The sequence below is a fragment of the Pseudomonas sp. BNK-30 genome, assembly GCF_047456185.1.
GTDB lineage: Bacteria > Pseudomonadota > Gammaproteobacteria > Pseudomonadales > Pseudomonadaceae > Aquipseudomonas > Aquipseudomonas putida_E.
The window spans coordinates 2,027,953-2,054,423 of record NZ_CP179904.1 but is presented as its reverse complement, the minus strand read 5'-3'; the positions used below and the strand labels follow the sequence as shown (position 1 = coordinate 2,054,423).

19 protein-coding genes are annotated in these 26,471 nt (G+C 62.9%); 10 read left to right on the top strand and 9 right to left on the bottom strand.

What is annotated here, in order from left to right; translation table 11 throughout:
• Positions 1-32 precede the first annotated feature (32 nt).
• The 9 genes from ACMGGN_RS09615 to ACMGGN_RS09575 all read right to left on the bottom strand — a co-directional run bounded on the left by ACMGGN_RS09615 (position 33) and on the right by ACMGGN_RS09575 (position 12,351).
• The gene (locus ACMGGN_RS09615) at positions 33-1,100 is read right to left on the bottom strand and encodes an NAD(P)/FAD-dependent oxidoreductase (RefSeq protein WP_251962758.1); all 1,068 of its coding nucleotides are present in this window, start codon (positions 1,098-1,100) and stop codon (positions 33-35) included.
• A complete protein-coding gene (locus tag ACMGGN_RS09610) occupies positions 1,097-3,043 on the bottom strand; it encodes a LodA/GoxA family CTQ-dependent oxidase (protein ID WP_251962757.1) in 1,947 nt (648 codons plus the stop codon). Before ACMGGN_RS09610 ends, ACMGGN_RS09615 begins: the two co-directional genes overlap by 4 nt.
• A gap of 27 nt (positions 3,044-3,070) precedes the next feature.
• Positions 3,071-4,078: a hypothetical protein gene (locus tag ACMGGN_RS09605; RefSeq protein WP_119688990.1), complete on the bottom strand. Its 1,008-nt coding sequence runs from the start codon at positions 4,076-4,078 to the stop codon at positions 3,071-3,073.
• A gap of 223 nt (positions 4,079-4,301) precedes the next feature.
• Positions 4,302-5,489, bottom strand: coding sequence for an MFS transporter (locus ACMGGN_RS09600; protein ID WP_182445295.1), 1,188 nt, complete (start codon positions 5,487-5,489; stop codon positions 4,302-4,304).
• A gap of 88 nt (positions 5,490-5,577) precedes the next feature.
• On the bottom strand, positions 5,578-6,951 hold the full coding sequence (locus tag ACMGGN_RS09595) for an APC family permease (protein WP_115274942.1): 1,374 nt from the start codon (positions 6,949-6,951) through the stop codon (positions 5,578-5,580).
• A gap of 178 nt (positions 6,952-7,129) precedes the next feature.
• A complete protein-coding gene (locus tag ACMGGN_RS09590; RefSeq protein WP_414156707.1) occupies positions 7,130-9,664 on the bottom strand; it encodes an HWE histidine kinase domain-containing protein in 2,535 nt (844 codons plus the stop codon).
• Positions 9,665-9,893: 229 nt separating this feature from the next.
• Complete coding sequence (locus tag ACMGGN_RS09585; RefSeq protein ID WP_414156706.1) at positions 9,894-10,094, bottom strand: hypothetical protein; 201 nt, start codon at positions 10,092-10,094, stop codon at positions 9,894-9,896.
• A 194-nt stretch (positions 10,095-10,288) separates the two neighbouring features.
• Positions 10,289-11,296, bottom strand: a complete 1,008-nt coding sequence (locus ACMGGN_RS09580) for a zinc-binding alcohol dehydrogenase family protein (RefSeq protein WP_414156705.1) — start codon at positions 11,294-11,296, stop codon at positions 10,289-10,291.
• 134 nt (positions 11,297-11,430) lie between these two features.
• Entirely contained in the window at positions 11,431-12,351 is a 921-nt protein-coding gene (locus tag ACMGGN_RS09575) for a bestrophin family protein (protein WP_346640653.1), read from the bottom strand.
• Positions 12,352-12,520: 169 nt separating this feature from the next.
• On the opposite strand from ACMGGN_RS09575, the gene ACMGGN_RS09570 reads away from it, so the two are divergent.
• From ACMGGN_RS09570 to ACMGGN_RS09525, 10 genes are all read left to right on the top strand, one after another.
• Positions 12,521-14,590 carry a PAS domain-containing sensor histidine kinase gene (locus ACMGGN_RS09570; protein WP_346640723.1) on the top strand — a complete coding sequence of 690 codons (2,070 nt, stop codon included), beginning with the start codon at positions 12,521-12,523 and terminating at the stop codon, positions 14,588-14,590.
• Positions 14,591-14,917: 327 nt separating this feature from the next.
• Entirely contained in the window at positions 14,918-17,272 is a 2,355-nt protein-coding gene (locus tag ACMGGN_RS09565; RefSeq protein WP_414156704.1) for a tetratricopeptide repeat protein, read from the top strand.
• Between the two features lie 104 nt (positions 17,273-17,376).
• On the top strand, positions 17,377-18,351 hold the full coding sequence (locus tag ACMGGN_RS09560; protein WP_414156703.1) for an AAA family ATPase: 975 nt from the start codon (positions 17,377-17,379) through the stop codon (positions 18,349-18,351).
• Positions 18,352-18,364: 13 nt separating this feature from the next.
• Positions 18,365-19,306, top strand: a complete 942-nt coding sequence (locus tag ACMGGN_RS09555) for a DUF58 domain-containing protein (RefSeq protein ID WP_161870905.1) — start codon at positions 18,365-18,367, stop codon at positions 19,304-19,306.
• On the top strand, positions 19,303-19,812 hold the full coding sequence (locus ACMGGN_RS09550; protein ID WP_346640655.1) for a DUF4381 domain-containing protein: 510 nt from the start codon (positions 19,303-19,305) through the stop codon (positions 19,810-19,812). Before ACMGGN_RS09555 ends, ACMGGN_RS09550 begins: the two co-directional genes overlap by 4 nt.
• Positions 19,799-20,791, top strand: a complete 993-nt coding sequence (locus ACMGGN_RS09545) for a vWA domain-containing protein (protein WP_174141351.1) — start codon at positions 19,799-19,801, stop codon at positions 20,789-20,791. Before ACMGGN_RS09550 ends, ACMGGN_RS09545 begins: the two co-directional genes overlap by 14 nt.
• 1 nt (position 20,792) lies before the next feature.
• On the top strand, positions 20,793-22,391 hold the full coding sequence (locus tag ACMGGN_RS09540; RefSeq protein WP_414156702.1) for a VWA domain-containing protein: 1,599 nt from the start codon (positions 20,793-20,795) through the stop codon (positions 22,389-22,391).
• Positions 22,388-23,692, top strand: coding sequence for a hypothetical protein (locus ACMGGN_RS09535; protein ID WP_414156701.1), 1,305 nt, complete (start codon positions 22,388-22,390; stop codon positions 23,690-23,692). The genes ACMGGN_RS09540 and ACMGGN_RS09535 overlap by 4 nt, the downstream gene beginning before the upstream one ends.
• A gap of 45 nt (positions 23,693-23,737) precedes the next feature.
• Positions 23,738-24,739: an HAD family hydrolase gene (locus ACMGGN_RS09530; protein WP_414156700.1), complete on the top strand. Its 1,002-nt coding sequence runs from the start codon at positions 23,738-23,740 to the stop codon at positions 24,737-24,739.
• A gap of 99 nt (positions 24,740-24,838) precedes the next feature.
• Complete coding sequence (locus tag ACMGGN_RS09525) at positions 24,839-26,404, top strand: arylsulfatase (protein WP_115274929.1); 1,566 nt, start codon at positions 24,839-24,841, stop codon at positions 26,402-26,404.
• Positions 26,405-26,471 lie beyond the last annotated feature (67 nt).

The following is a 26,471-nucleotide window of genomic DNA, read 5'->3' as shown; positions in this document are numbered from 1 at the left end:
AAGGCCGGTGCCGTGCACTGCAACGCCCCAGGTCAGGCGCGCAGTGCCTCATTGCGACGCAGGCGCCAGAAGTGCGCCTGCGGCCAGCGTGTCTGGGCCTGGTAGTAGTAACGCACACGGCGCAGGTAATGCTCGCGCACCTGGTGCAGTTGGCCAGAATACGCTTGCGCGCCCAGTTGATCGCCGCGATGGTGAGCCACCACGGCTTGCGCACCGCGCAGCGCTGTGTACAGCGCGTTGAAAATGCCCTGCGAAGACAGCGGGTCGAAGGCCAGCGCCGCATCGCCCACCGCCAGCCAGTCAGAGCCTTGCGCCGTGCACAATGCGCCACCGCCTGCACCGGTAGCGCTCAGCGGGCTCCAGCCCTCGCTGGCCCGGCACCAGTGCTGCAGGTACCGGGTACCGGCAAGCCCCTGATGCCATAGCGACGGCGTGTGAATCAGTCGCGAGGCGTTCCCGGCATCGGTATGCAACACGGCAATACGCCGGCCGCCAGGCAGGCAGGCGCTGTACCACCAGCCCTCGGGCGTGGCTTCCAATACCGTACGGTGATCCTCATGGGCGTCGCGCGCGCTGGCATACACCGCCACCAGCGGCGTATCGCAGATGCGTGCAAGCCCCAGCCGGCGACGCAATACACCGTGTCGGCCACTGGCATCGACGACGAAGCCTGCGCTGAAGTCGCCCGCTTGAGTGCCAACGCGCCAGCCTTCGGGCAGACGCTGCACGCGGTTGACCTGGGCGTCTATATGCAGCACGCCATCACTGCGCGCCGCCTCAAGCAAACAGGCGTCGAAACGTGGCCGGTCCAGGTGCCAACCCAGGCCGTGGGGGTCTTGAATGAAATCGGTGGGCTGCAGGGTGTCGTTGTCCCAGCTCACCAGGTTGCCCAGATTGGGCAGCGGTGCGCTGTGGTCCAGGACGCTCAGCAGGCCCAGGTCGCGCAACAGCGGGCGGGCCGCGCCAGGCAGGCTTTCGCCAGGCCGCAAGCCTGCCCCTGGTCGGCCCACCAGCAGCGTAGCCAGGCCGGCGCGGTGCAGTTGCCGCGCGATGACGGCGCCGGCAGTACCGGCGCCGATCACCAGCACATCGACCCTCAATGCCGGAACCGGCTCAGGGCCTGGCGATAGTGCTCCAGGCTTTCCCAGCCTGCTTCGCGCAGCGAGCGGTCCAGCGCCGGGTTGCCGGTGGAAACCGCTGCGCGCAGGCGCGGGGTGCGGGTCAATGCCGCGTTGCGGGTTTCCACTTGCATCAGCGCGGGCAGTTCAGGGTCGTCGAGTACGCCGGGACGCTCGCCGACAATGCCGATGTCGCCGAAATGCTCGGCCATGCACTGGGCCTTGTCGGCAAAGGTATCGCCTGCGAGGTTGCGGTCCCAATGCGCGCGGCGGTTGAATGCGGCCAGCCGTTCTTCGCGGGGCTGGCTGCTGTCGATGGCGATACGATAGTCCTCTTCGGTCAGCACCTGGTTCGGTACCCGCGCTGGCCAGAACGTTGGTAGGTAAGGGTCGTACTGATGGTCGTAGCCCGACCGGCAACCGGCGGCATCGACCTGCCACGGCAATGCCATCCAGCGGCTGATGCCGCCAGGGCGCTGGCCGTTCAGCGGCCCCGTAGGGGAAAGCACCTGGGCCTGGGACAGGTGCGGGCCGTAATCGGGTTCGCCAGCCTCCCCATCGTCATGCTTGATCCGCCAGGGCGCGCTGTACAACGACAGGTTGCGCATGGGCCAGCTCATCTCGATACCCGGGTGGAAGGCATCGGCCACACAATGGTCCAGCGCAGCCTGGTCGAGCATCGCGGGCTGCTCGCTGACCTTTACCTTATCGAACGGCAGGTGCGAGGGCAGCTTGCGGTCCCAGTCGTCGACGAAATCGCCTGCCACCCAGCGCGCGAGCACCTGGTCGCGCACGCCGGAAGCGCTGAGCATATCGGTGGGCGAAGGGACCTCCTCGCCAAAGGTGTCGCCGTAGATCCATGGCCAGGTACGCGGGTCGTACACAGGGTTGTCGCTGGCACGAAAGGCGTTGTACACCGTACGGCGCAGTTGCCCGTAGGCATCCTGGGTTTCACTGTCGGGGACGGCGGCCAGTTTGCCGAGCAACGCCGGGTCGTTGAAATCGAAAGGGCCGCCACTGCCGAACATCGCCGCGAAGCCCTTGTTGACCCACTGCAGGCCACTCATGCGCAGTAATACAGGCAGCACGTGCTTGCGGAACGACACCTGTTCCGGTGCCTGGAGCCAGCCGTACTGCACATAGGTATCGAACAGCAGGTCGTACATGGTCCGCCAGCTAAGGGTGTTGGGCGAGTAGTTGGGCTGCGCGCAGACCACCCAGGCGCCTTCGACTTGCAGCTCGCTGCCATTGATGCTGACCGTTGCGGTCACCGGACCGTCCGCTGTGTCGTCGTGCCAGCCCGGCGCGTTGGCAAAGGTCGAGGGGTTTGCCGGGTCGAAGATGGGCGTACCTTGCGGCGACCCTGAGCTGCCAAAGCCGCCCAGCACCAGCAGGCGCCCGGCTTCGTCGGTGCGCAGTTCACCGAGCGGCACGGGGGTGCCGAGGAACCGCCCGGAGTCGAAGTGGTACTGTTCACCCTGCTGCTCGAAACCGCTGATACTGCGCGGGCCGGGGTCGATGGCGAGTTGCTCGCGCTGTTCGCCGAGCACTTGCGGGTTGCGCAAGGGCACTTGCAGGTCGCGGGCGGCGGGCACGTCCAGGGCCAGCACGAAGGCGTACCACTGCGCCTTGCGGTTGGCCAGATGCACATTCCACTTGATGGTGGCGTTTTCTGCCGTGAGTTCGGCCACCACCTCGCCTGCGGCATTGTAGCCATACACCCTGAAACGTGCGGCCTGGCGCTTGATAGCACCGTTTTGGTCGCGCATCGACTGCGCGTCGATGGCTGTGGGCCCGGTGGTTTCGGGGCCGATGAAATAGCCGTCGGGGCGTTGGCTGTTGCCCAACCGGGCGATGCCGATGGCCGGGTGAATGGCGGCTCGCACGATGCTGTCGAGGGCGGCAGCGTGGTAGGTGTCGGTCATGTGTGCGCTCCTTGCGGTGGGTGGGTGTCAGCGTGCGCTCGGCACAGGGGGGGTGACCGGTAGTTCGGTAGGGCGCGGGACCTGAGGCTCGCCGACAGTCTGGCCGTTGACGTTGCGGCGCAGGTCCGCCGAGACGCGGTAGATGTGCCGGCGTGCTTCAGCGATGCTGCCCACTGCTTCAAACCCTTTGAGCGTGCGGGCCGGGTTGAACGCCAGTGCTTCACCGTAATCGGCCTGGGTATGGGTGGTGATGTCCTGGGCTGGAATCACCAGGGTAGCCACGTGCAAGGGCACGGAAAGCTGCTCGTCCCAACGTGCGGTGGCGCGGTCCAGCGGCATGTCATCGCCGCCCACGCGGCGTTGCATGAGCAGCCGGTAGCGGAACGGCTGAGCGGCGAGGCGTTGCTCAAGGTCCTTGGCCAGGTAGTTGGGGTCGTTGTAGTCGGGGTTGCCGGGTGTGGGCGCCTGCTCCGGTTCAAGGATGTATTTGCACCAGGTATCGCTGTACTTGAAGGGAATCACGCTCCAGACTTTTTCGCCCAGGGCGGTGGGGACGGTCTTTTCCATCTCGTCTAGCAGTTGGCCGGTCAGCGGATGTTTGGCGATGTAGGCCTCGGAGTCTTGCAGGAAACTGCAGAAACCGGCGGCGTCATCGACGAAGAACACCGGGAAATTCTGGAACAGAAAGTCCAGTGTCGGTGCCTGACCGTCGGGTTCGAGGCTTTTTTCACCGGGCACGTCGAACAGCTTGAACGAGACGCCTACGGTGCTTTTGAGGTCGGGGCGGTCATCAGGGATATCACTGGAGAAACGCACCCATGCCGGGTAGCTGGCGGGCCTGGCGAACAGCCCTGCGGGCGTCACGCCTGCAGGGGTAGGCAACACTTCAAGCGTGGCATGCGCCACGCCATGCAGCCGAAGGAAGACGGGGCGGCGTGCCGGGCACTGGCCGGCAGCGATGCGTTTTTTCTGCACCTGGTCGATGAAAACGTTTTCGATGCAGGCTATGGCCGAATCACAGTCGGTACGGTTCATGGCAACATTCCTTGTCTTGTTTTCGGGGGCTGCATCCTGGGCCCGCAAGTGCTGCCCGGGGGAGGCCTTTCACTTGAGATTTGGAGTCTAGCCGAGCGGGGCGGTTGGCAAGCACCGGTCGTCGGCAGTGCTGCCGAAGGCTTGTTGGGAAGGGGGCATTACCAAGGGCTACCGGGCATTGCGCGCCAGTAGCCCGGTTTGGCGGGGGCTGCGACCAAGGGGCTTAGTGGCCGCCCTTCATGCGCCGTGCTAGCAGGTAAATCCCTAGCCCGACCAGCGCCGCAGCGGCGCCGATATAGCCGGTGCTGGTCCAGCCCAGCCCGGCACTGATGGCCATGCCGCCAAACCAAGGCCCCAGGGCATTGGCCAGGTTGAAGGCTGCATGGTTGGAAGCCGCTGCCAGGCTCGGGGCTTCGTGGGCAATGTCCATCAGGCGGATCTGCAAGGGGGCGGCCAGGGCGATCATGGTGCCGACCAGGCCGATGCCCAGCAGCAGTGTCCACAGCGAATGGGCAGCGATGGTGAAGAACAACAGCACGGCGGTCGACCACACCAGCACGATGCCCACGGCGCGGAACTGCAGCCGGTCGAACAGCTTGCCGCCGGCAATGTTGCCGATGATGCCGCCAATACCGAAGGCGGCCAGGCCAAAGGGGATCCACTGGGGAGCGACCTGAGTCACCTCCAGCATGGTCGGCGCGAGGTAGCTGAACACACAGAACATGCCGGCAAAACCGATCGAGGCGATGGCCAGCGCCATCCACACCTGCGGCAGGGTGAACGCTTGCAGCTCCTTGCGTGGGTCGCTGCGTGTTTCATCGCGCCGCTGCGGCACGTACTGCCAGACCAGCGCGATGGTGCACACAGCGATCAGGCCCACCAGCAAAAACGCCGAGCGCCAGCCGAAGTACTGCCCCAGCAAGGTCGCCACAGGGTTGCCCAGCAACATGGCCAGCGTGAGGCCCATCATTACCCGGGCCACGGCACCGGCGCGCTGGTTGCTCGGCACCATGCTCGAGGCAACCACCGCGGCGATGCCGAAGTACGCCCCATGGGGCAAGCCGCTGATGAAGCGGAAGGCCACCAGGCCTGCGAATGACGGGGCGAACGCGGTAGCCAGGTTGCCGACGGCATACAGCGCCATCAACAAAAGCAGCATGTGCTTGCGCAGCAGCTTGGCGCCGAGAATGGCCAGCGCCGGTGCACCCACCACCACGCCCAGCGCGTAGGCGCTGATCGCATGGCCTACCTGCGGTTCGCTCAGTTGCAGGTTGCCGGCGATGTCCGGCATCAGCCCCATGATCGCGAATTCGCCGGTGCCAATGGCAAAACTGCCCAAGGCCATGGCGGCTTCCATCTTGCCGATTTCGCCTTTGGAGAGGGCGAGCGGCGGTATTTCCTGAACAGACATTTGAGTCCCTATTGAAACATGCTGAAACGTTCAAGTCGGGATCATAGTCAATTCGCGCCCTGAGCGTCGAGGATGACGGCTTGCCGGATCAGTCCGTCATCTGCAGGTCGGGCAGCTTCACCCGGAAGGCGCGGGTCAGCCCCAGCAGGCAGACGAAGCCTGCGGCCATCCAGCACAGGCCGATGGTGAACGACATGCTCGACAGGCTGCTCCACAGCCACAGTGTGCTCAAAAAGCCCAGCGCCGGCAGCGCGCCATATAGCAGGCAGTTGCGTGTGCCACGCAGCTTCTGGTCGACCAGGTAATGCTTGACCACCGCCAGGTTGACTGCAGAGAAGGCGAACAGCGCGCCGAAGCTGATCATGTTGGCGACGGTGTCCAGGGTGATGAACAGGGCGACCAGCGACAAGGTGCTGACCAGCATGATTGCCGTGGCCGGCACGCGCTTTTTCGTCACCAGGCGGCCAAAGGCCCGCGGCAATGCACCGTCGCGGCCCATGGCGAACAGCACGCGGGACACGCTGGCCTGGGACACCATGGCCGAGGCGAAGCAGCCGGCCACGTAGGTGGCGGTAAAGCCGGTCACCAGCAGTTCGCCACCGACATGGCGCATCACATCCACCGAGGCGGAGTCCGGGTCAGCGAAAGATGTCCAATCGGGGAAGACCATCTGGGCGCAGTACGACACCAGCAGAAACAGCAGGCCACCGATCACCGACACTGCCATGATGGCCTGCGGGATACGCCGGGTCGGGTCGCTGGTTTCCTCGGCCATGGTCGACACTGCGTCGAAACCCAGAAACGACAGGCACAGCACCGCAGCGCCGGCCATGACCAGCGCAACGCTGAAGCCCTCATGGTGGAACGGTGCCAGCAATGACACCGGCGCGCTCTGGTCGCTGAGGTTGCGCACCGACAGCGCGACGAAGACGACGATGAACACCAGTTGCGCTACCACCAGTATCCAGTTGACCCGTGTGATCGATTCGATGCCTATCAGGTTGAGGAAGGTGACCAGGGCGATCGAGCCGAGCACCCACACCCAGGCAGGCACCGCCGGGAAGTACTCGGACATGTAGATGCCGATCAGCAGGTAGCTGAGCAAGGGCAGGAAGATGTAGTCGAGCAGCAGGGTCCAGCCGGCGATGAAACCAAAGTGGCTGCCGAAGGCTTTGCGGGTGTAGGTGTAGACCGAGCCGGAGTAGGGGTGGGCCTGGACCATGCGGCCGTAACTGTAGGCGGTGAGCAACATGGCGGCGAGGGTCAGCAGGTACGCGGTGGGCAGGTGCCCTTTGGTCATCTGGGTGACCAGCCCGTAGGTGGTGAATACGGCCAGGGGGACCATGTAGGCGAGGCCGAACAGCACCAGCGCGGTCATGCCCATGGATTTTCTGAAGCGGCCTGAAGCGGTGGGGTGCGACGCAGGGTGGGGCGGATGGGCTGTATTTGTTGTTGTATGCATTGCTGACTCCTGGTTCTGGATGCAGGACGCCGCAATATGCGAGCAGGCTCGATACTGTTGATGGCGTTGGATCAGGGGCAGAGCTTGAGGTGGGACGTGGGAATGCTCCCACACTCGCGGCGCACCCGAAATCACCCTTTGGGGGGAGCCTGTACGGTACCCACACGCAGGTGACGCGCTAGGCCAGCAGGCTTTCCAGGTTGTGCAGGATCGAGGCTGCGTCGTAGGGCTTGCGCACCACCGGCACATGCTTCAAATGGTCAGGGATGTTCATGCTGTCGCCATAGCCGGTGGCGAACAGGAAGGGGATACCCAGGCTTGTGAGGGCTTCGGCCACGGCAATGGAGGTGCCGGTGCCCAGGTTGATGTCCAGTACTGCGACATCCGGCGTGTGGCTGGCAATCAGCTTCAGGGCTTCGGCTTCAGAGCTTGCGGTGAGCACATCCTGCACCTGCGCATCGGCCAGAATCTGCTCAAGGCCAACCGCAATCACCAACTGGTCTTCGAGTATGAGCACACGCGCATTGACCAGGCTGCTGCAGTCTACCTGTGGCTGCTGTGCAACCGCCGGGGTATCGCTGGCGAGCTCTTCGGCCAGCGTCAGGTGCTTTGCCGGAATCCGGAAGAACCCTTGCAGGCCCTCTGGTCGGTATTCAAGGGTGCTGCTGCCACCGAGGTCGAACGGGATGCTTCGTTCGATCAGAACCGAGCCGAAGCCGCTGCGCGTCGGTGCCCGTACGGTTGGCCCGCCGCTTTCGCGCCATGTGATGTCGCAGGCCCCGCCCGTGTCGACAACCCAGTTGACGGTCAACTTGCCGCCCGCCCTGGACAGGGCGCCGTACTTTGCCGCATTGGTCGCCAGCTCATGAAGCACCAGAGCCATCACCGAATAGGCGCGGGCATCGAGCAGCAGCCCCGGGCCCTTGAGCACCAGTGCATCGGCGCTGGTGCGGTACGGCGACAGCTCGGCCTCCAGCAAGCTGGCAAAACGGCCGCCACCGTCACCCCGGACCACCTGATCATGTGCCAGGGACAACGCCTGGATACGCCCCTTGAGCGTCGCCACATAACCACTGAGCGTCTGGTTTTCCGAGGTGGGGTGGGCGACCAGCGCACCGATGAGCGCAAGAATGTTCTTCACCCGGTGGTTGAGCTCCTCGTTGAGCATCCGCTGGCGAACATCCGCCCTGGAACGCTCATCGGCCAGCAGCTCACTGTTATGCAGCGCGACCTCGACCACCGCCGCACGGATGGCTTCGCCAAACTGGCGGTCTTGCTCGGACCAGGGCAGGCAGTGGTGGTGGACTGTCTGCTTCCACACGGCGAAGCTCTTGCGGGGGGTGAGGCGGTCACCCAGGGGGCCGTTCTCGTAGGTCTTGTTGGGGTCGCCGGCCCAATCCAGGGTTTCGATCACCTCCTTGCGAAACAGCATGAGGTAGTCCCGTGGGTGCTGCGACATCGGGATGATCAGTACCCCCGAGACCTCCATTGCATAGTCCTGGGCTGCAGGGTGCGCCAGCGACAGGCAGTTCGACGCCCAGGTGCGGCCTTCGGCGACACCCTCGGCGAAGCTGAGCAGCCCGGGCACCGCCTGCCTTGGCGGCGTCAGCCCGGCTACGGTCCATTGGCCTTGCAACGACATGCCAATGCCATCGCAGGGGATGAGGGCCTGGAAGTCGCTCAGGCGAGCGCGCAGCAGTTCATCGATGGCCGTTGTGCGGTGAGCATCGTGCAGCAGGTTGTCCAGCACCTGCCGGGCGTGGGCAGCGGCCTCCAGGGTTTGCCTGGCCTGCAGTGTCTGGATATGCAGGGAAAAGAACTCGCCGAACATTTCTGCGGCCACCCGTTGGCCCATGCTCAGCGTGCGTGGTGCGTAATGGTGGCAGGCGATCAGCCCCCAAAGGGCACCGTCGACGATCACTGAAATGGACATGGATGCGCCCACGCCCATGTTGTTCAGGTATTCGCAGTGAATCGGTGAAACGCTGCGCAGGTGCGCGTAGGACAGGTCGAGCGGCTCGCCAGACAAATCCAGCACCGGCTCGAGCGGCACGGTCTTGAAGTTGGCGTCGGCAATCACCCTCACAGGGTTGCGCAAATACAGTGCACGGGCCTGCTGGGGAATATCCGATGCCGGAAAGTATTGCCCCAGAAAGCTTTCAAGCCCACTACGCCGGGCTTCGGCTACAACCTTGCCCGCGCCGTCGGCGCCGAGCTGATAGATCATCACGCGGTCGTAACCCAGCAGTGCACGAACACGCTTGGCGGTATCGGCCACAAGCCTGTCGGAGCGGTCGATCTCGCGCAACTGGGCGATGACCGTGCGCACCAGTTCGATCGGTTCGGCGATGCTCTGGCTGGCGGGCTCGAACTCGAGGATGACAGTGCCCTTGAACAGGTGGGCAGACACATCGAACGCCTGGCCTGAAGCCAGCGGCACGCCGAACGACAGCGCTGGCCTGGAAGCTTCCTTCACACGTGCCAGGGAGTTGCGAACCGTGTGGGCTGCCTCTACACCGATGATCGCCTCCAGTCGTTGACCATTGACGCCGCCGGCCACGCTAAGCATTTGGGGGGTATTTGCGGAGTGGCGCAGGACCAGGCTGGCAGAGGCGTCGCAAGCGAGCAGACAGCCGTGTGGCTGAATGCTGCCCGGTATCTGGATCGGCTCGCGATCACAATTGGTCAAGTTGACGTGAGGTTGCAAGGTCATGGGTTCCCGCCGGCAGTGCATAGGCCGGCTGCCTGTGTGACCGCCGAGCATGTTCAAGCAAACGCAGTGTTTACAGTCGTATTCATGGGCGAGTCTAGCCTGCGCCTATGGCTTAGTCACCTTGGCGTCGTAGAGGTTTCGCGAGCTTTTGCCCAAATGGCCATCAGTGGGCACCGGTGTATTGGCGTGGATGTGCAGGCTTGAGCCAAGGACGCCGGGGCGGGCCTACTTATGCCAGAAAGTGCGGTTCGTTGGGCGCATCATTGTGTGCATCCTGGCGGATGTCGAGATATACGGCAGCTGCGCACACGCCGACCAGGCCTACCGTGGCGATCACGATGTCACCCAGCAGCATGCCAGCGAGCAGGGTCAACAAACTCAGCCTACAGAACAGCGCCATGGCCACCTCCTTGGCAGTTTGGTTGCGCAATGCCCCGTACCATAGCGCCCAAGGCTCAAGGATGCAGCCTGGCCTGGCTGCTGTGGCACTCCTTGCGCCTGCTTTGGCAGAACAAGCGCCTTCGGGGCACAGCAGTGATGCTCCCATGTGATCCGGTATCCGGGTGGCCAACACGCCGATGCACATCATCACCGGGTGCTGCAGTTTTGCCATGAACCTTTGGTTCAGAAACCTTCCAGCACGATCTTTCCGCGGGCCTTACCGCTTTCGAGCAGGGCATGGGCGCGCCTGAGGTTGTCAGCGTTGATCGCGCCGAAGTGCTCGCCTACGGTGGTTTTGAGCACACCCTCGTCGACCAGGGTCGATACGCGCTCGAGCAACTGATGCTGCTTGATCATGTCTTCGGTGGTGTAAAGCGAACGCGTGAACATCAGCTCCCAGTGCAGGGACAGTGACTTGCGTTTGAGCGGCACGACGTCCAGTTGTGCGGGGTCATCGATCAGCGCAAGCTTGCCTTGCGGCCGCAGCACTTCCACCAGTTGCGCCAGGTAAGTGTCGGTGTGCGTCAGGCTGATCACGTAATCCACTGGCTCCAGCTTGAGTTCCGCCAGTTGTTGTGGAATCGAAACCGTGTGATCGATGACGTGGTGGGCGCCCAGTTCGCTGACCCATTGCTGGGTTTGCGGGCGGGAGGCCGTGCCGATCACGGTCAGTTGGGTGAGCTGCCTGGCCAGTTGCACCAGGATCGAGCCGACGCCGCCAGCGGCGCCAATGATCAGCAGGCTTTGCCCCTTGCCACCGTGCTGCTCGACGCTCAGCCGGTCGAACAGCAACTCCCAGGCGGTGATGGACGTCAGCGGCAAGGCTGCAGCGCTGGCATTGTCCAGGCTGCGGGGTTTGCGCCCGACGATGCGTTCATCCACCAGGTGGAACTCGCTGTAGCTGCCAGGGCGGTCGATGGCGCCGGCATAGAACACCTCGTCACCGGGCTGGAACAGTGTCACGGCGTTGCCCACCTCGCGCACGATACCTACCGCATCCCAGCCCAGCACCTGGGGTTGGTCGGCGCTGCGTGACGCGCGCACTTTGGTATCGACCGGGTTTACCGCAATGGCCTTGATTTCGACCAACAGATCACGGGCACCCGGGGTTGGCTTGGGCAGGTCTGCCTCATACAGCGATTGCGGGTCTTCAATGGGCAAGCCGGGCTGGTTGAATACAATGGCCTTCATTGCCATTACCTCGATAAGGGGGAGTGCTGGTCAGGCTACCTGCATTGCGTTAAGTCAAAAACAGGGGGAGTGAGATAAGACTTTCACTTTTTCAGTGAAAATCCGGCGATGCCTGCATGTTTCGATCAGCGCGGTCAAAGCCTCTTGAGCGCTGGCGTAAGCTCACCGCATACCGACAGCACCCCTCGTTCTGGCGAGTTGAACATCGACTTGAGGTTGCTTTCGATATTGCGGCAAAAGTCTTCGGTGCGGATGCGGTGCTGGCTGTTGCCGAAAGGCGCCTGAAGGTCCGTGCCGATGCGCTCCATGGCCAGCAGCATGCAGCCCACGACTGTCGACACGACCGGTGTGAACCAGCCCAGGGACGGGACTAGGCTCAGCGGCATGATGATGCAGAACAGCGTGCCAAACAGCCTTGGGAAATACACATAAGGGTAGGGCAGCGGTGTATTGGCGATACGCTCCATGCCACCTTGCCAGTTCGAAAGGTCCACCAGCGTCGACTCGATGCGCGCCAGCCTGATGCTGTCCAGCCGGCCTTCGTTGAACTCGCGCGTGATCAGTTCTGCCGAACCGCTGAGAATGTCGTTGGGCAAATTGCTGGTTCCCGCCAGGCGGGCCCGTTCACTTTCAGTGAGCAAAGCGGCCAGCGCTTCAGGGTTCTTGTCACCGCCCAGGTGCATGCGCAGGGCATGCAGGTAAGCCACATGCCGCCGCATGAGTTGGGCTTTTACCGGGTTCAGGTCATGGGTATCGTCGATGAGGGTAAGTACCTGCCTGCCCAGGCTGCGGGAGCTGTTGACCATCGAGCCCCACAGTGTCCTGGCCTCCCACCAGCGATTGTACGCACTGGAGTTGCGAAAGCTGATAAGCACCACCAGCGCGGAACACAAGAGCGTCAGGGGCATCAGGGGCAGCTCAAGCCCGTAGCCTGTGACCAGCATGGCATCAAACGTAACAACTACGTCCCACAGCAATAACCAGAGCAGCGACCAGCCGACGTATGTCACCGTCCTGGCCAGGCATTTCCATTTCATATCCAGTGCATGGGTCATGGCAGAACTCCTTGTAAGCCCAAAAAGGCGGGGGAAAGCGCCTTTGCTGGGGACAGGTTAAGGTGCCAGACTTAATCGCAGCTTAATCTTGAGCCTAAGTATGGTGAGCCTTCCGGCGCTTGGCGCAGGTATGCGACCATGGCCGACAGTTGCCATTAAGAGACAGGTTATGGATCGCGAACGTCCTGGCATTTACAGCCCTACTGGCGCATCTGCAGCGCAGAGCCAGGAACATGCGTTTCCAACCAATACTGCCGAGCGATTGCAGCTGGCGCTCGATGCAGGCGCGATCATCGGCACCTGGTTATGGGATATCCCCAATAACCAGGTCACAGCCGATGAACGCTTCTCCCGATCCTTCGGGCTGCCCGCCGACAGGTGCATGGCGGGCATACCGATCGAAGAAGCGTTTGCCTCGATTCACCCGCACGACCAAGAGCGTGTCTGGGCCGACATCCAGCAAGCGATGGGCCGCGGTGGTGCGTTCAGGTGCGAATACCGGGTTAGACACGATGATGGCGGCTATCGATGGGTCGAGGCCAATGGCCGTGCACAGCTCGACCCACAAGGTGTGGCAGTGAGGTTCCCTGGCATACTCATGGATATCGAATCGCGCCGCTCGGCAGAGGCTGAGCGCGACAGGATGTCGGCCCTGCTGCGAACATTCACGGCAGCGGTGCCAGGGGTTGTCTATGCCAAGGACCTGGCAGGACGCATGCTGGTGGCCAATCATGGTGCCACGCAACTGATCGGCAAGCCGCCGGCGTTCTACCTGGGAAAGACCGATATCGAGTTCCTGGAGGACAAAGCCCAGGCTCGCCAGGTGATGGAAACAGATCAGCGCATCATGCATGGTGGGGTAGCCGAGCAGATCGAAGAGCAGGTGGACATGCCCGATGGCTCGGCAACTTACTGGCTTTCCATCAAGGCCCCGCTGTTGAGCGACACCGGAGAAGTCATGGGGCTGATCGGGTCCTCTATCGATGTAACGGCCCGGAAAAATGCTGAATCCAAGTTACTTGAGCTCAACCGCACGCTGGAAGCACGCATCGAGCAAGCCGTTGCCGAACGTGAAGCGGCGCAGGCGGCACTTCGTCAGTCACAAAAGATGGAAGCGGTCGGCCAGCTGACCGGGGGGATTGCCCACGACTTCAACAACCTCCTGGCAGGTATCACCGGCAGCCTCGACCTGATCAAGCTGCGCCTGAAACAGGGTCGAGTCGCCGATGTGGAGCGCTACTTGTCGGTGGCGCAGGGGGCGGCGCAGCGGGCTGCCTCGCTCACGCACAGGTTGCTGGCCTTCTCTCGTCGGCAGACGTTGCTGCCCGAGCATACAGATGTGAATACGTTGATCAGCGACATGGAAGAGCTGATTCGTCGGACGGTCGGCCCTTCGATTCACCTTCAGGTGGAATTGGGTGCCCAGGCAAGCACCTGCCTGGTTGACCCGGCGCAAGTCGAAAATGCGCTGCTCAATCTTTGTATCAATGCCCGTGATGCCGGTGGCAGCGAGATAGCCGTCACTACTTCAAACCAGTTTCTGCCGCAGGGGCCTGGGCTGGATCCAGAGCTCAACGCCGGAATGTTCCTGACCATTTGCGTGGCCGACGATGGTATCGGCATGAATGCCGAGACACTCAGCCGCGCATTCGAGCCCTTTTTCACGACCAAACCAGTTGGCGCAGGCACCGGGCTGGGCTTGTCGATGATCTATGGGTTCGCCAAGCAGTCCGGGGGCCAGGTCAAGATTGAATCGCAGGAGGGCGCCGGCACACGCGTCTTCCTTCAGTTACCCAGCCACGCCGCCCAGGTCGACAGGGAGGTGTGTGAGCAAACACCGGTCAAGGTGCCAACAGCGTTGTCCGGTGAAACGGTATTGGTGGTCGACGACGAGCCCTCGGTGCGCATGTTTGTCAGCGAAACCCTGGGCAGCTGTGGTTACGTAGTGATTGAAGCCGCTGACAGCTTGGCGGGCCTGCAACTGCTGCGCTCGGATACCCGTATCGACCTTTTGGTTACGGACATTGGCTTGCCGGGCGGTATTGACGGTCGGCAGATGGCGCAGACCGGCCGCCTTTGCAGGCCTGGGTTGCCGGTGTTGTTCATGACCGGGTATGCGCAGCCGAATGTGCTGAGCGACACGCCGATGGAGGCGAATACGGCAGTGCTCACAAAACCGTTCGCGCTCGACGCGCTGACACTGAACGTGAATGTTTTGCTGAAACAGACAGGCCGGTAGTTCTGCACTCGGGCAAACCAGGCTGAGTTATTTTCCCATGCCGACTTTTCTTGCCCGGGTTGTGCGCTAGTCTGATCACGCAGATGTAGGTGAATGGGATGTCACAAGAGTTCAAGGGGTAACACCAGTCAGCCAAACGATTTGGGGCCGCTCTGCGGCCCATCGCCGGCAAGCCAGCTCCTACATGTATAACGCAGACCTCAAGAACTGCGCGCTCCGGGTGGGAGCTGGCTTGCCAGCGATGGGCTGCGTAGCAGCCCTGATAACCCTGACTGACTGGCATTGCGCCCAACGGGCCGTTTTGAGCATTGACCGTGGAGCTTAAGGATGGGGCGTTGCAACGAAGGGAAAGGCGCGTTTTGGTATTTTGGTATTGGCTGGTGTTTGGCTGTTGTGATCACGCTGTTGCTCGGCCCGAACGCGATAGCGGTTGCGGCTGAAGGCCCTGGCCAGTTACCGGGGCTTGCAAAGGAAACCGAAGGCTATGTGGCGACCGCTACATGCCTTGGCTGCCACACCACGCAGGCCCAGGCCTGGAAAGATTCGGACCACGGCTGGGCCATGCGCGAGGCTACCGAGACCAACGTGCTGGGCAACTTCAAGGACGCCGCCTTCGATGAGGCTGGGGTAAAGGCCCGCTTCTTTCGCAAGGCAGACGGTTTTTTCGTCAATACCGAGGGTGAGGATGGGCAGCCGGCAGACTTCCAGATCCTCTACACCTTCGGCCACTACCCGTTGCAACAGTACCTTGTGGCGCTGCCCAGAGGGCGCCTGCAGGCTCTGACCATCGCCTGGGATAGCCGGGCACAGGGCGAGGGCGGGCAGCGCTGGTTCTCACTGTATCCAGGGCAACGTTTTGCCCCCGACGACCCCTTGCACTGGACCGGCCGCTATCAGAACTGGAACGGTATGTGCGCTGACTGCCACTCCACGCAGTTGCTGAAAAACTACGATGATCGGCAGGACAGCTTTGCCAGCACCTGGAAAGAGCAGAATGTCGGCTGCCAGAGCTGTCACGGGCCTGGGCAGGCGCATGTCGACTGGGCGAAGCAGGCCGCGCCGGGCGACCATGCCCAAGCGTCGGCCAAGGACATGGGCCTTGCGGTGGACTACAAGGCATTGGGCAGCCAGGGCCAGGTCGAACAGTGCGCATTCTGCCATAGCCGCCGGCAAACGCTGGGCGTTGGCCAGCTGCCCGGCCACCCGCAGCTTGACCAGAGTTTGCCGGCCACCTTGCGCACCGGCCTCTATCATGCCGATGGGCAGATTGACGGTGAGGTATACGAGTTCGGCTCGTTCACCCAAAGCAAGATGTACGCCGCCGGGGTGGGGTGCACCGATTGCCACAACCCGCACACCAACAAGGTGAAGGTCGAAGGCAACGGCCTGTGCCTGCAATGCCACAACGGCAATCCACCGGTGGCGCGCTTCGCCTCCCTGCAAGCCAAGGACTACGACACGCCGGCTCACCATCATCACGCGCCAGGCAGCCCTGGCGCACAGTGCGTGAGCTGCCACATGCCGACCAAGACCTACATGGTGGTCGACCCACGGCGCGACCACAGCCTGCGCATCCCGCGGCCGGACCTGGCAAGCAAGGTCGACAGCCCCGATGCCTGCACCGCCTGCCACACGGACCAGCAACCGGCCTGGGCGGCCAAGGCCATCGAGGGGTGGTTTGGCGAGCCGCGTCGGCCGGTGCTGTTTGGCGAGGCTTTCCAGGCGGTACGTAATGGCGACGGCATCCCGTTGAGCCTGTTGGGCACGGTGCTGGCCGACAAGGGCAAGCCAGCCATCGTGCGCGCCACTGCTGCCGAACAGATGGCCGACCTCGGCCCACAGGCTCTAATCAGTCTGGGCTGGGCGTTGAAAGACCCGAGCCCGCTGGTGCGTGCCTACGCGGTGTCGGGGTTTGTCAGCGTGCCTGCGCAGCAGCGCCTCAAGCCGCTGTTGCCATTGCTTGAAGACCCCGCCCTGGCGGTACGCGATGAGGCCGTCCGGGCGTTGGCCGATGTGCCTAAGGCGCAGGTGCCTGCCCAGTCTCTGGACGCGTTCAGCACTGCTCTGGCCGACTATGAGACGCGCCTGCGTGGCAATGCGGACCTGCCCGGCGGGCGCTTGAACCTGGCGGTGCTGCTGAGCAGGCAGGGGCGGCTGGGCGAAGCCATGGACCAATACCGGCAGGCTTTGAGGCTGGACCCGTACTTTGTGCCTGCGCGCGTCAACCTGGCCAACCTTGCAACGGGCGAAAATCAGCTGGATGAAGCGGAAAAGGTCCTGCGCGCAGGCGTGGCACTGGACAAGATGCCGGCCACCGATCGGGGCAACCTGGCTTACATGCTGGCCTTGCTGCTGGTGGAGCGACGCCAGCCCGAAGAGGCGCTGGGCTGGATGGAAACCGCGGCTGTCGCGCTGCCGGGCAACACGCGCATTCGCTACAACCAAGGCCTGTTGCTGTCACGCATGAACCGTCGGGATGAAGCGTTGGTGGCCTTGGAACGGGGCCTTGAGCAGGCACCGGACAACGCCGACCTGCTGTACTCGTTGATCTATCTGCATGCGTTGGCCGGTGAGCGCAGTGAGGCCTACGCCTATGTGCAGCGCATGCGCAAAGTGGCCCCTGATGATCCGCGCCTGCAAGGCATCGAGCCCTATTGGCAAAAATATGAAAGTACCAACTGAACTGGCGCGGGCGCCGCAAGCGTCTAGCTTTACCTCGTCACCTGCAGCAGTTGCAAACATCCAGGGGCCTCCTGCCGAGGCCCCGACTGACTAGGATCGGATCAGTGGATATACGTGAGCAGATAGCAGCGCTTGAAACCAGTGTGGCGCAAAGCGTACTGGGCCAGGCAGATACCATCCGCCATGTGATCCTCGGCTTGCTGGCCAACGGTCACGTATTGCTGGAGAGCCTGCCGGGGCTGGCCAAGACGCGCACGGTCAAGGCCTTGGCCACGCATCTGGAAGCCAGCATGCGGCGCATCCAGTTCACCCCCGACCTGCTGCCATCGGACATCACCGGTGGCGAGATTCTGCAGCAGACCGCGCAGGGCAACGAAATCAAGTTTCAGCCCGGGCCGTTGTTCGGCAACGTGATTCTTGCCGACGAAATCAACCGCGCACCGGCCAAGGTCCAGGCTGCATTGCTGGAGGCCATGGAAGAACGCCAGATCACCGTGGCCGGGCAGAGCTACCCGATGTCCGGGCTGTTCATGGTGCTGGCAACCCAGAACCCGATCGAGCAGGAGGGCACGTACCCGTTGCCCGAGGCGCAGATGGACCGGTTTCTGATGAAACTGCAGCTGGACTATCCCAAAGTCGAGGACGAGACCCAGGTGCTGCGCCTGGTGCGCAACGAGGAACAGCAGGCCGGCCGCCCGCATCAGGCGCCTGAGCGCCTGGCCCAGGAGGTGGTGTTCGCGGCGCGCAGCGCTATTGCTGGCATACAGGTCGCTCCTGCGCTCGACCGTTACCTGATTGACCTGATCAATGCTACACGCCACCCCGCTGAGCATGACCCGGACCTGGCGCGCTGGATCAAGATCGGCGCCAGCCCGCGTGGCGGCATCAGCCTGGACCGGGTGGCCCGGGCCCATGCCTGGCTGGCAGGGCAAGACTTCGTCACCCCTGATGACGTGCGTGCGGTGGTGCACCCGGTGTTGCGCCACCGCCTGCAACTTTCTTACGACGCGGTGGCCGATGGTATTGGCCCCGACCAGGTGATCGACCGGTTGCTGGACACAGTGGCGATCCCGGCCTGAACGGAGCAAGCCGATGCAACCGACCCAGGACGGCTTCGTCCATGCCTCGCTCAGCCAGTTGATGGCGTTCGAACACCACGCACGCGGCTTGAGTTTCGTTGCCCGCCAACCGCTGGCAAGCATCCTGGCGGGCAACCATGCTTCGCGCCTGCGTGGCCGGGGCTTGAGCTTCGACGAGCTGCGCCGGTATATCCCGGGTGACGACCTGCGCCATCTGGACTGGCGTGCGTCGTTGCGTTACGGCAAGCCGTTCGTGCGCACCTTCACCGAAGAGCGCGATCGGCCAACGCTGCTGCTGGTCGATCAACGCATGAGCATGTATTTCGGTTCACAGCGCAGCTTCAAGTCGGTCACCGCCGCAGAGCTTGCGGCGTTGTCGGCATGGATTGCCCTGCAGGCCGGTGACCGGGTAGGCGGGCTGGTGTTCGATGATCAGCAGGTGGTGCACATCAAGCCGTTGCGCAGCCGCGCACGGGTACAAGCACTTTGCGCGGCCGTGGTGCGCAGCAACAACCGCCTTAGCGCAGATGGCCCGGACAGCGAGCATGAGGGGCAACTTGACAACATGCTACGCACGGCCATCGGCATCGCTGGGCATGATGCCCTGGTCTGCATCATCAGTGACTTTGCCGGGGTGTCGGAGCAGACCTTGAAGCTGCTGCGACAGTTGAGTGCGCACAATGATGTGATCGCCATGCAGGTGTACGACCCTATCGCGCTCGACGTGCCGGACAAAGGGCGGTTGAGCGTGACCCAGGGTGAAATGCAAGTCGAGCTTGAAGTCGGGCGCCGCCAGGTGCACCGGCCATTGGGCGATTTCCTCTCCGGGCGCCTGCAGGCAGTGGCCCAGCTGCTGCGCCGCAGCCAGATCCCCCTGATGATGATCAGTACCGGCGAAGAGGTGCTGGGCCAGGTGCGACGCGAACTGGGGCGGCTGTCCGGAGGTGCCCGATGAGTGTCCGGCCGCCGCCTCCCGCCATCGACCAGCTCAAGGAGCTGCCACTGCCGGTGCCACCGTTCAGTTATACCCCGCAAACCTGGGGCTGGGCGGTAGTGCTGGCGATCGTGTTGGTGGCCGGGCTGGCCTGTGCCGTCTATGCCTGGCGACGCTGGCAGCGCAACCGTTATCGGCGTGAAGCGTTGCTGCGGCTGGACGCGCTCGTGGCGGCACTCAACACCCCCGAACAGCGCTTGCCGGCCCTGCGTGAATTGCCGGAACTGCTCAAGCGGGTTGCGCTTTCCATGCCTGATGCGCCGCCGGTGCAAAGCCTGTCAGGCCAGCATTGGCAGGGCTTTCTTCAGCACAGGGCACGTTTTGCCTTGCCGGTGCAGTTTGCCGCGCAACTGCACACCTTGGCCTATGCACCTGACCTGCAGGTGCAAGCGATTGACGATCAAGAACTCAGCACCTTGGTGCACACCTGCAGGCGCTGGATCGAGGTGCATCATGTGGCAGTTTGACTACCTCTGGGTGTTTTTGCTGCTGCCCTTGCCCTGGCTGGCCTACCGTTTCATGCGGCCTTATCGCGAAGCGCACAGCGCACTGCGGGTGCCGTTTTTCTTCGCCATGAGCCGTGCCGTGAACCAGTTGCCGGGCACCTCGCGAAGGTCGGGCGGGCGCTGGCAGGCGCTCATGAACCTGCTGGTATGGGGCCTTCTGGTGGCGGCCTGCGCGCGGCCGGTGCTGGTGGAGAAGGCTATCGAGCATAATCAGCCGATCCGCGACATGCTGCTGGCGATCGATATTTCTCAATCCATGCAGGCCAAGGACTTCACCGATGCCAATGGCCGGCAGGTGGACCGGTTGACGGCAGTCAAAGCGGTGGTGCGCGACTTCATCGCGCAGCGCAAGCAAGACCGCATTGGCCTGATCGTCTTTGGCACCGGTGCCTACCCGCAGGCACCCTTGACCCTGGACCACGCCAGCCTGTCGCTGCTGCTGGATGAGGTCGGGGTCGGTATGGCCGGGCCGAATACCGCGATCGGTGATGCCATTGGCCTTGCCATCAAGCTGCTGGACCAGGCCAAGGAGCAGGAAAAGGTGATGGTGCTGCTCAGCGATGGCAATGACACCGGCAGCGCGATCACGCCCGAGCACGCGGCGGCCTTGGCCCGAGAACGGGATATCGTGGTACATACCATCGGTATCGGCGATCCGCAGGCCAGCGGTGAAGACAAAGTCGACCTGCAGGCGCTTGAAGGCATCGCGCGCACCACCGGTGGCAGGTTCTTCCGTGCCGATGACCGGGGCGCGCTGGCCCAGGTATATGCCACGCTCGACCGGATAACCCCGCACACGGTCAAGACCTTCAGCCATCAGCCCAAGCGTGACCTGTTCTGGTGGCCGCTGGGCGCCGCCCTGCTGTTGCTGGCCCTGAGCCACAGCCTGGCTGCGATAGCCAGCACTGTGCGGGCGCGGCCTGCGCAGGGGAGGCTGTGACATGGACATCGACCTCAGTGCATTGCATCTGCTGCGGCCATACTGGTTATTGCTGTGGATTCCGGCGGCGCTGTTGCCTTGGGCCTGGCAGCGGCGCCATGACCTGAAACGGCAATTGCAAGGCGTCATCGCCCCGCACCTGGTGCAGCATTTGATCATCACGCCTGAACAACGCCAGCGCGTGCGGCCTGTGCATTTGCTGGCAACACTGCTTGGCCTGGGCGCCTTGGCCGCTGCCGGGCCGACATGGCAGCGGGATATCCCGGCGTTCGTCGACAACCGTGCGCCGTTGATTCTTGCGCTGGACCTGTCGCCGTCGATGGACGCCGACGATGTCCCGCCGAGCCGTCTGCAAGCGGCCAAGCACACCCTGCACGACCTGGTGATGCGCAGGGCGGGTGCGCGCACGGCGCTGATCGCCTATGCCGGCAGCGCGCACCTGGTACTGCCGGCTACCGAAGACCCGCACTTGCTCGACACGTTCTTGCAGGCGCTGAGCACTGATTTGATTGCCAAGCCCGGCAAGGACGTGGCGGGGGTGATCGAGGTAGCCAAACGCTTGCTGGCGGCCGAGCAGGTACCCGGCACGCTGGTATTGCTCACCGATGGCGCTGATGCAGGGCAATTGCCAGTGCTTGCGGACGCGCTCAAGGGCAGCGATCTGCAGGTGATGGTGCTGGCAGTCGGCAGCCACGACAGCGGTGTGTTGCACGACGCCCAGGGCCGTGCCCGAATTGCCGCCGACGGGCGCCCGCTGCAGGCCGATTTCGACCAGGATGGCTTGCGCCAGTTAGCCAAGGCTGTCAGCGCCCCGTTGGGTAGCCTGACCTTGAATGACGATGACCTGGACTGGATCGAACTGCATGCGCAGCAGCATTTTCAGGCGGCCCAGGGCGACCCGCAGCAGGTGCACTGGAAGGACGCCGGGTACTGGCTGTGCTGGCCACTTGCACTGATTGCACTGTTGTGCCTGCGCCGTGGCTGGCACGTGCACTGGATGGCCACTGTGCTGCTGGTGCTGCTGTTGGGCACTCAGCCGCAAACGGCGCGGGCCGGGCCTGTTGCCGATGCGTTCTTCACCCCTGACCAGCAGGGGCGCTGGGCCTTTGAGCATGGTCATTACCCGCAGGCTGCCGCGCACTTCAGCGACCCTTACTGGAAAGGCCTGGCCGCCTACAGCGCCGCCGACTATGACGTTGCCTTGGCCAGCCTGGGCAAGCTCGACACCGCACAGGCGTTTTTCTACCGGGGCAACATCTACGTGCGCCAGTTCAAGTTTCCCCAGGCGGTCCAGGCGTATGAGCAGGCATTGAAACGGCAGCCGACGTTTGCCGAGGCCAGTGCCAATCTTGCGTTGGCACAGGCGCTGCTCAAGGACTACGAAGATCAGCAAAAGGCGGGCACGCCGGACGAAAAAGCCGACAAGGTGGTGGAGGACCAGACACCCTCCACAGGCGCCAAGCAGAAGCAGCAACTTACCCCGCAGGCGGCGTCAGATCAGGTTTGGCTTAATAACCTGACCACCTCGCCGGCACAGTTCCTGCGACGCAAGTTCCTGCTTCAGGATGCTTCACGGCAAACCGCGGAGGGCACACCATGAGGCGCTTGCTGTTGCTGCTCCCACTCTGCCTGCCATTGCTCGCGGTGGCAGCACCCGAGGCGCGGGTGCAGGCTCGCCTGGTGCCGGCCGGCGACACGGTGGTGGGCGCCACGCTCGAGTTGCAGGTCGACCTGCTGGTCGACACCTGGTTCACCCAGCCGGCGGTGCTGCCGGCCATTGGGTTGCCGGGTGCCGCAGTGAGCGCGCCTGGCGGCGAAGCGCAGCATTTGAACGAGCAACTCGATGGCAAGACCTTCTTCGGCCTGCGTTATACCTACCAGATCACCCCGCAAACGGCACAAGCCTTCACGCTGCCTGCTCAAACTTTTCAGGTATTCCCGGGCCAGTCGGACACGCCGGTCACGCTCACCAGCGAGCCGCTGGCATTCGTTGCCAAGGCCTTGTCCGGTGACGCTACCGTGCACCGCCTTGTCGCGCGCAAGGTCAGCCTTGAGCAACAGACGCAGCTGTCGCATTCACCGTTGCGTGCAGGTGACAGCATTACCCGCCGAGTGCTGACGCGTGCCGAGGGCGCCCAGGCGATGCTGATACCGCCGCCGCCATTGGTGGAGATCGAGGGCCTCAAACGCTACGTGCAAACCCCCCGTATTGCGCCGATCAGTGATGGCAGAGGGGGCTCGAACGGTGGCCAGCGTGAAGACAGTGTGAGCTATGTGGTAGCCGCCGCAGGTGACTACCAGCTGCCCGCGATCGAGCTGCAGTGGTGGGACGCTGCGACCGGTGAGCCCAGGCGAGCGACGCTGCCCGCGATCGATGTCACCGTCATTGACGGCGGCTACAAAGCACCGTTTTCCATCGATCAGGACCTGCGCGCGCTCGGCCGCGAGGCACAGTTGCGCCTGCCCGGCCACTGGCTGTGGGCAGTGGGTTTGCTGGTACTTGGCGTGGGCCTGAGCTATTTCGCACGGCCTTGGCTGCAGGTGGCATGGCGGCATTTCAAGGGCTGGCAAGCCGCGCGGCGCGAGGCGCGGTTGCAGTCGGCGGATTACGCCTGGCAACTGGCCCGCGATCAGCTTGCAGAAGACCCACCTCAACTGGGTGGCCTGTACTTGTGGGTTCGGCGTGTTACGGGGCAGCGCACGATGTCAGAATTTTCCTCAATTTTGCCGTCCTCAATGCGAATACGTCTACTAGACTGGCTCCAGAACCGCTACGGCAAGGTCAGTGAAGGCCACCAGGCCACGCCATTGCTGAGCCCGGCTCTGCCAGCGCTGCGGCGCGTGGTCGTGAGTGAACAGCAAGTCCGTCATCGCAAGGGTTTGAAACCACTCAACCCATGAGCATTTGGGCTGAACAGGGTAGGCAGCACCGAGGAGGGATACTTCATGCTCGACCTGCAACGCACACGCTGGTGGATTACGCTGTTGCTCCTGCTGCCCTTGGCGGTGCAGGCCGCGAACCCGTTGCCCTCCTGGCGCGAAGGCACTTCACGCCAGGCCATCGAAGCCTTCGTCACCGCCGTGACCACCGAGGGCAGCAAGGATTATGTGCCTGAGGCCGAGCGCATTGCCGTCTTCGACAATGACGGCACCCTGTGGAGCGAACAGCCGCTGTATTTCGAAGTGCTGTTCGCCCTCGATGAGGTCAAAAGGCTAGCCCCGCAACACCCGGAGTGGGCCACCCAACAACCGTTCAAGGCGGTGCTGGAGGGCGACCAGAAGGCCCTCACTGACAGCGGTATGGATGGCATTCTGAAGATCGTTGCTGCTACCCATGCCGGGGTCAGTACCGAAGACTTCATCGCCAACTCCCGGCGTTGGCTGGCAACGGCCGTGCACCCTCGCAGCCACAAGCCGTACACCGAAATGGTCTTCCAGCCCATGCTCGAACTTCTGCAGTACCTGCGGGCGAATGGCTTCAGGACGTATATCGTGTCGGGCGGTGAAGTGGCCTTCATGCGTGCTTTCGCTCAAGAGGTCTACGGCGTGCCGCCCGAGCAGGTGATCGGCACCACACTCGATGCCCGCTTCATCGATGACAACGGCAAGCTGTCCATTGAACGGCTGCCCAAGCTGCTGCACAACGACGATGGCCCGGGCAAACCGGTGAGCATCGACGCCCGCATCGGTCGCCGCCCGATATTTGCCTTCGGCAATTCCGACGGCGACCTGCAGATGCTGCAGTGGACCATGGCCGGTGACGGCAAGCGCTTTGCCGGCCTGGTTCACCACACCGACGCAACACGCGAATGGGCCTATGACCGTGACAGCCAGATAGGGCGCCTGGACAAGGCCCTTGACGCTGCCAGGGCCGGTAACTGGACCGTGGTCGACATGGCCCGGGAATGGCAGCGCATTTACCCATTCGATAGCAACCAGGCTCAGTGACAAAGAAACCGCAGGGGCACAGGGACCAGCCGAGCAGTAGGTCGAACGTGCACGTAGTCGTGGCACATGCCAGCAAACGTGATACGGAGAGATCGCCTAATGAAGTCCAGCAGAAGATGGATAACCACATTCGCACTAGCCGCCACAGCGGCGATGGGCGTGTGTACGGCCAATGCCGCGGAAAAACCCAACATCCTGGTGATATTCGGTGACGACATCGGCCAGACCAACATCAGCGCCTATGGCAAAGGGGTAGTCGGTTACCAGACGCCGAACATCGACCGCATCGGTAAAGAAGGCATGATGTTTACCGACTATTACGCAGAGAACAGCTGCACCGCCGGCCGGTCGAGCTTCATTACCGGCCAGACGCCTTTGCGCACCGGGCTGTCCAAGGTGGGCATGCCGGGCGTGCCGGTGGGCCTGCAGGACCGTGATGTGACTATCGCTCAGGCGTTGAAGGCGCAAGGTTATGCCACCGGCCAGTTCGGCAAGAACCACCTGGGTGACCGCGACGAATACTTGCCTACCAACCACGGTTTCGATGAGTTTTTCGGCAACCTCTACCACCTCAATGCCGAAGAGGAGCCAGAGCGGCCATTCTGGCCCAAGGATGACCCGGACTTCGTCAAGGCCGCCTCACCACGTGGGGTGATCAAGTCCAGTGCGGACGGCAAGATCGAGGACACCGGTGCCTTGACCCGCAAACGCATGGAGACCATCGACGATGAAACCACCCAGGCGGCGATCAATTTCATCGACAAGCAGGTCAAGGCCGACAAACCGTTCTTTGTCTGGATGAACACCACACGCATGCATGCCTTCACCCATGTGCGTGAATCGATGAAAGGCCAGAGCGGGATGATCGGCAATGAATACGCCGACGGCATGCTCGAGCACGATGGCGATGTGGGCAAACTGTTGAAGACCCTGGACGACCTGAAGGTTACCGACAACACCATCGTGGTCTACACCACCGACAACGGGCCAAACCAGTGGTCGTGGCCGGACGCGGCAACCACGCCGTTCCGCAACGAGAAGAACTCCAACTGGGAGGGCGCCTATCGCGTGCCGGCGATGATTCGCTGGCCAGGCAAGGTCCAACCCGGGACGATCTCCACCCAGATGTTCTCCGGGCTGGACTGGTTCCCGACACTGCTGGCAGCAGCAGGCGATACAGGCATCAAGGACCGCCTGCTCAAGGGCACCGATGTGGGAGGCAAGAACTTCAAGGTTCACCTCGACGGCTACAACCAGCTCGATTACCTGACGGGCAAAACCGACAAGAGCGCGCGTAAAGAGTTCTACTACTTCAACGATGACGGTGTACTGGTTTCCATGCGCTTTGCAGACTGGAAACTGGTGTTCTGCGAGCAGCGGGCACCCGGTGGGCTGCAGGTCTGGAGCGAACCGTTCACCTGCCTGCGTGTGCCCAAGATGTTCAACCTGCGTATGGACCCTTACGAGCGTGCTGATATCGTCTCGGACCAGTACTACGATTGGCTGACCAAGAACGACTATCTGATCTTCCAAGGTACCCGCAAGGCTGCAGCGTTCCTGCAGACGTTCGTGGAATACCCGCCTAGCCAGCGTCCGGCGAGCTTCAGCATCGACCAGATCCGCGCTGACGTGGACAAGAAAATCGAAGAGAAGATGAAGAAGTAACGGCAATGCCCCGCGCCCGCCCTTGGCGGGCGCATTCTTTCCTATCCATTGCGGACCGGGTTTCAGG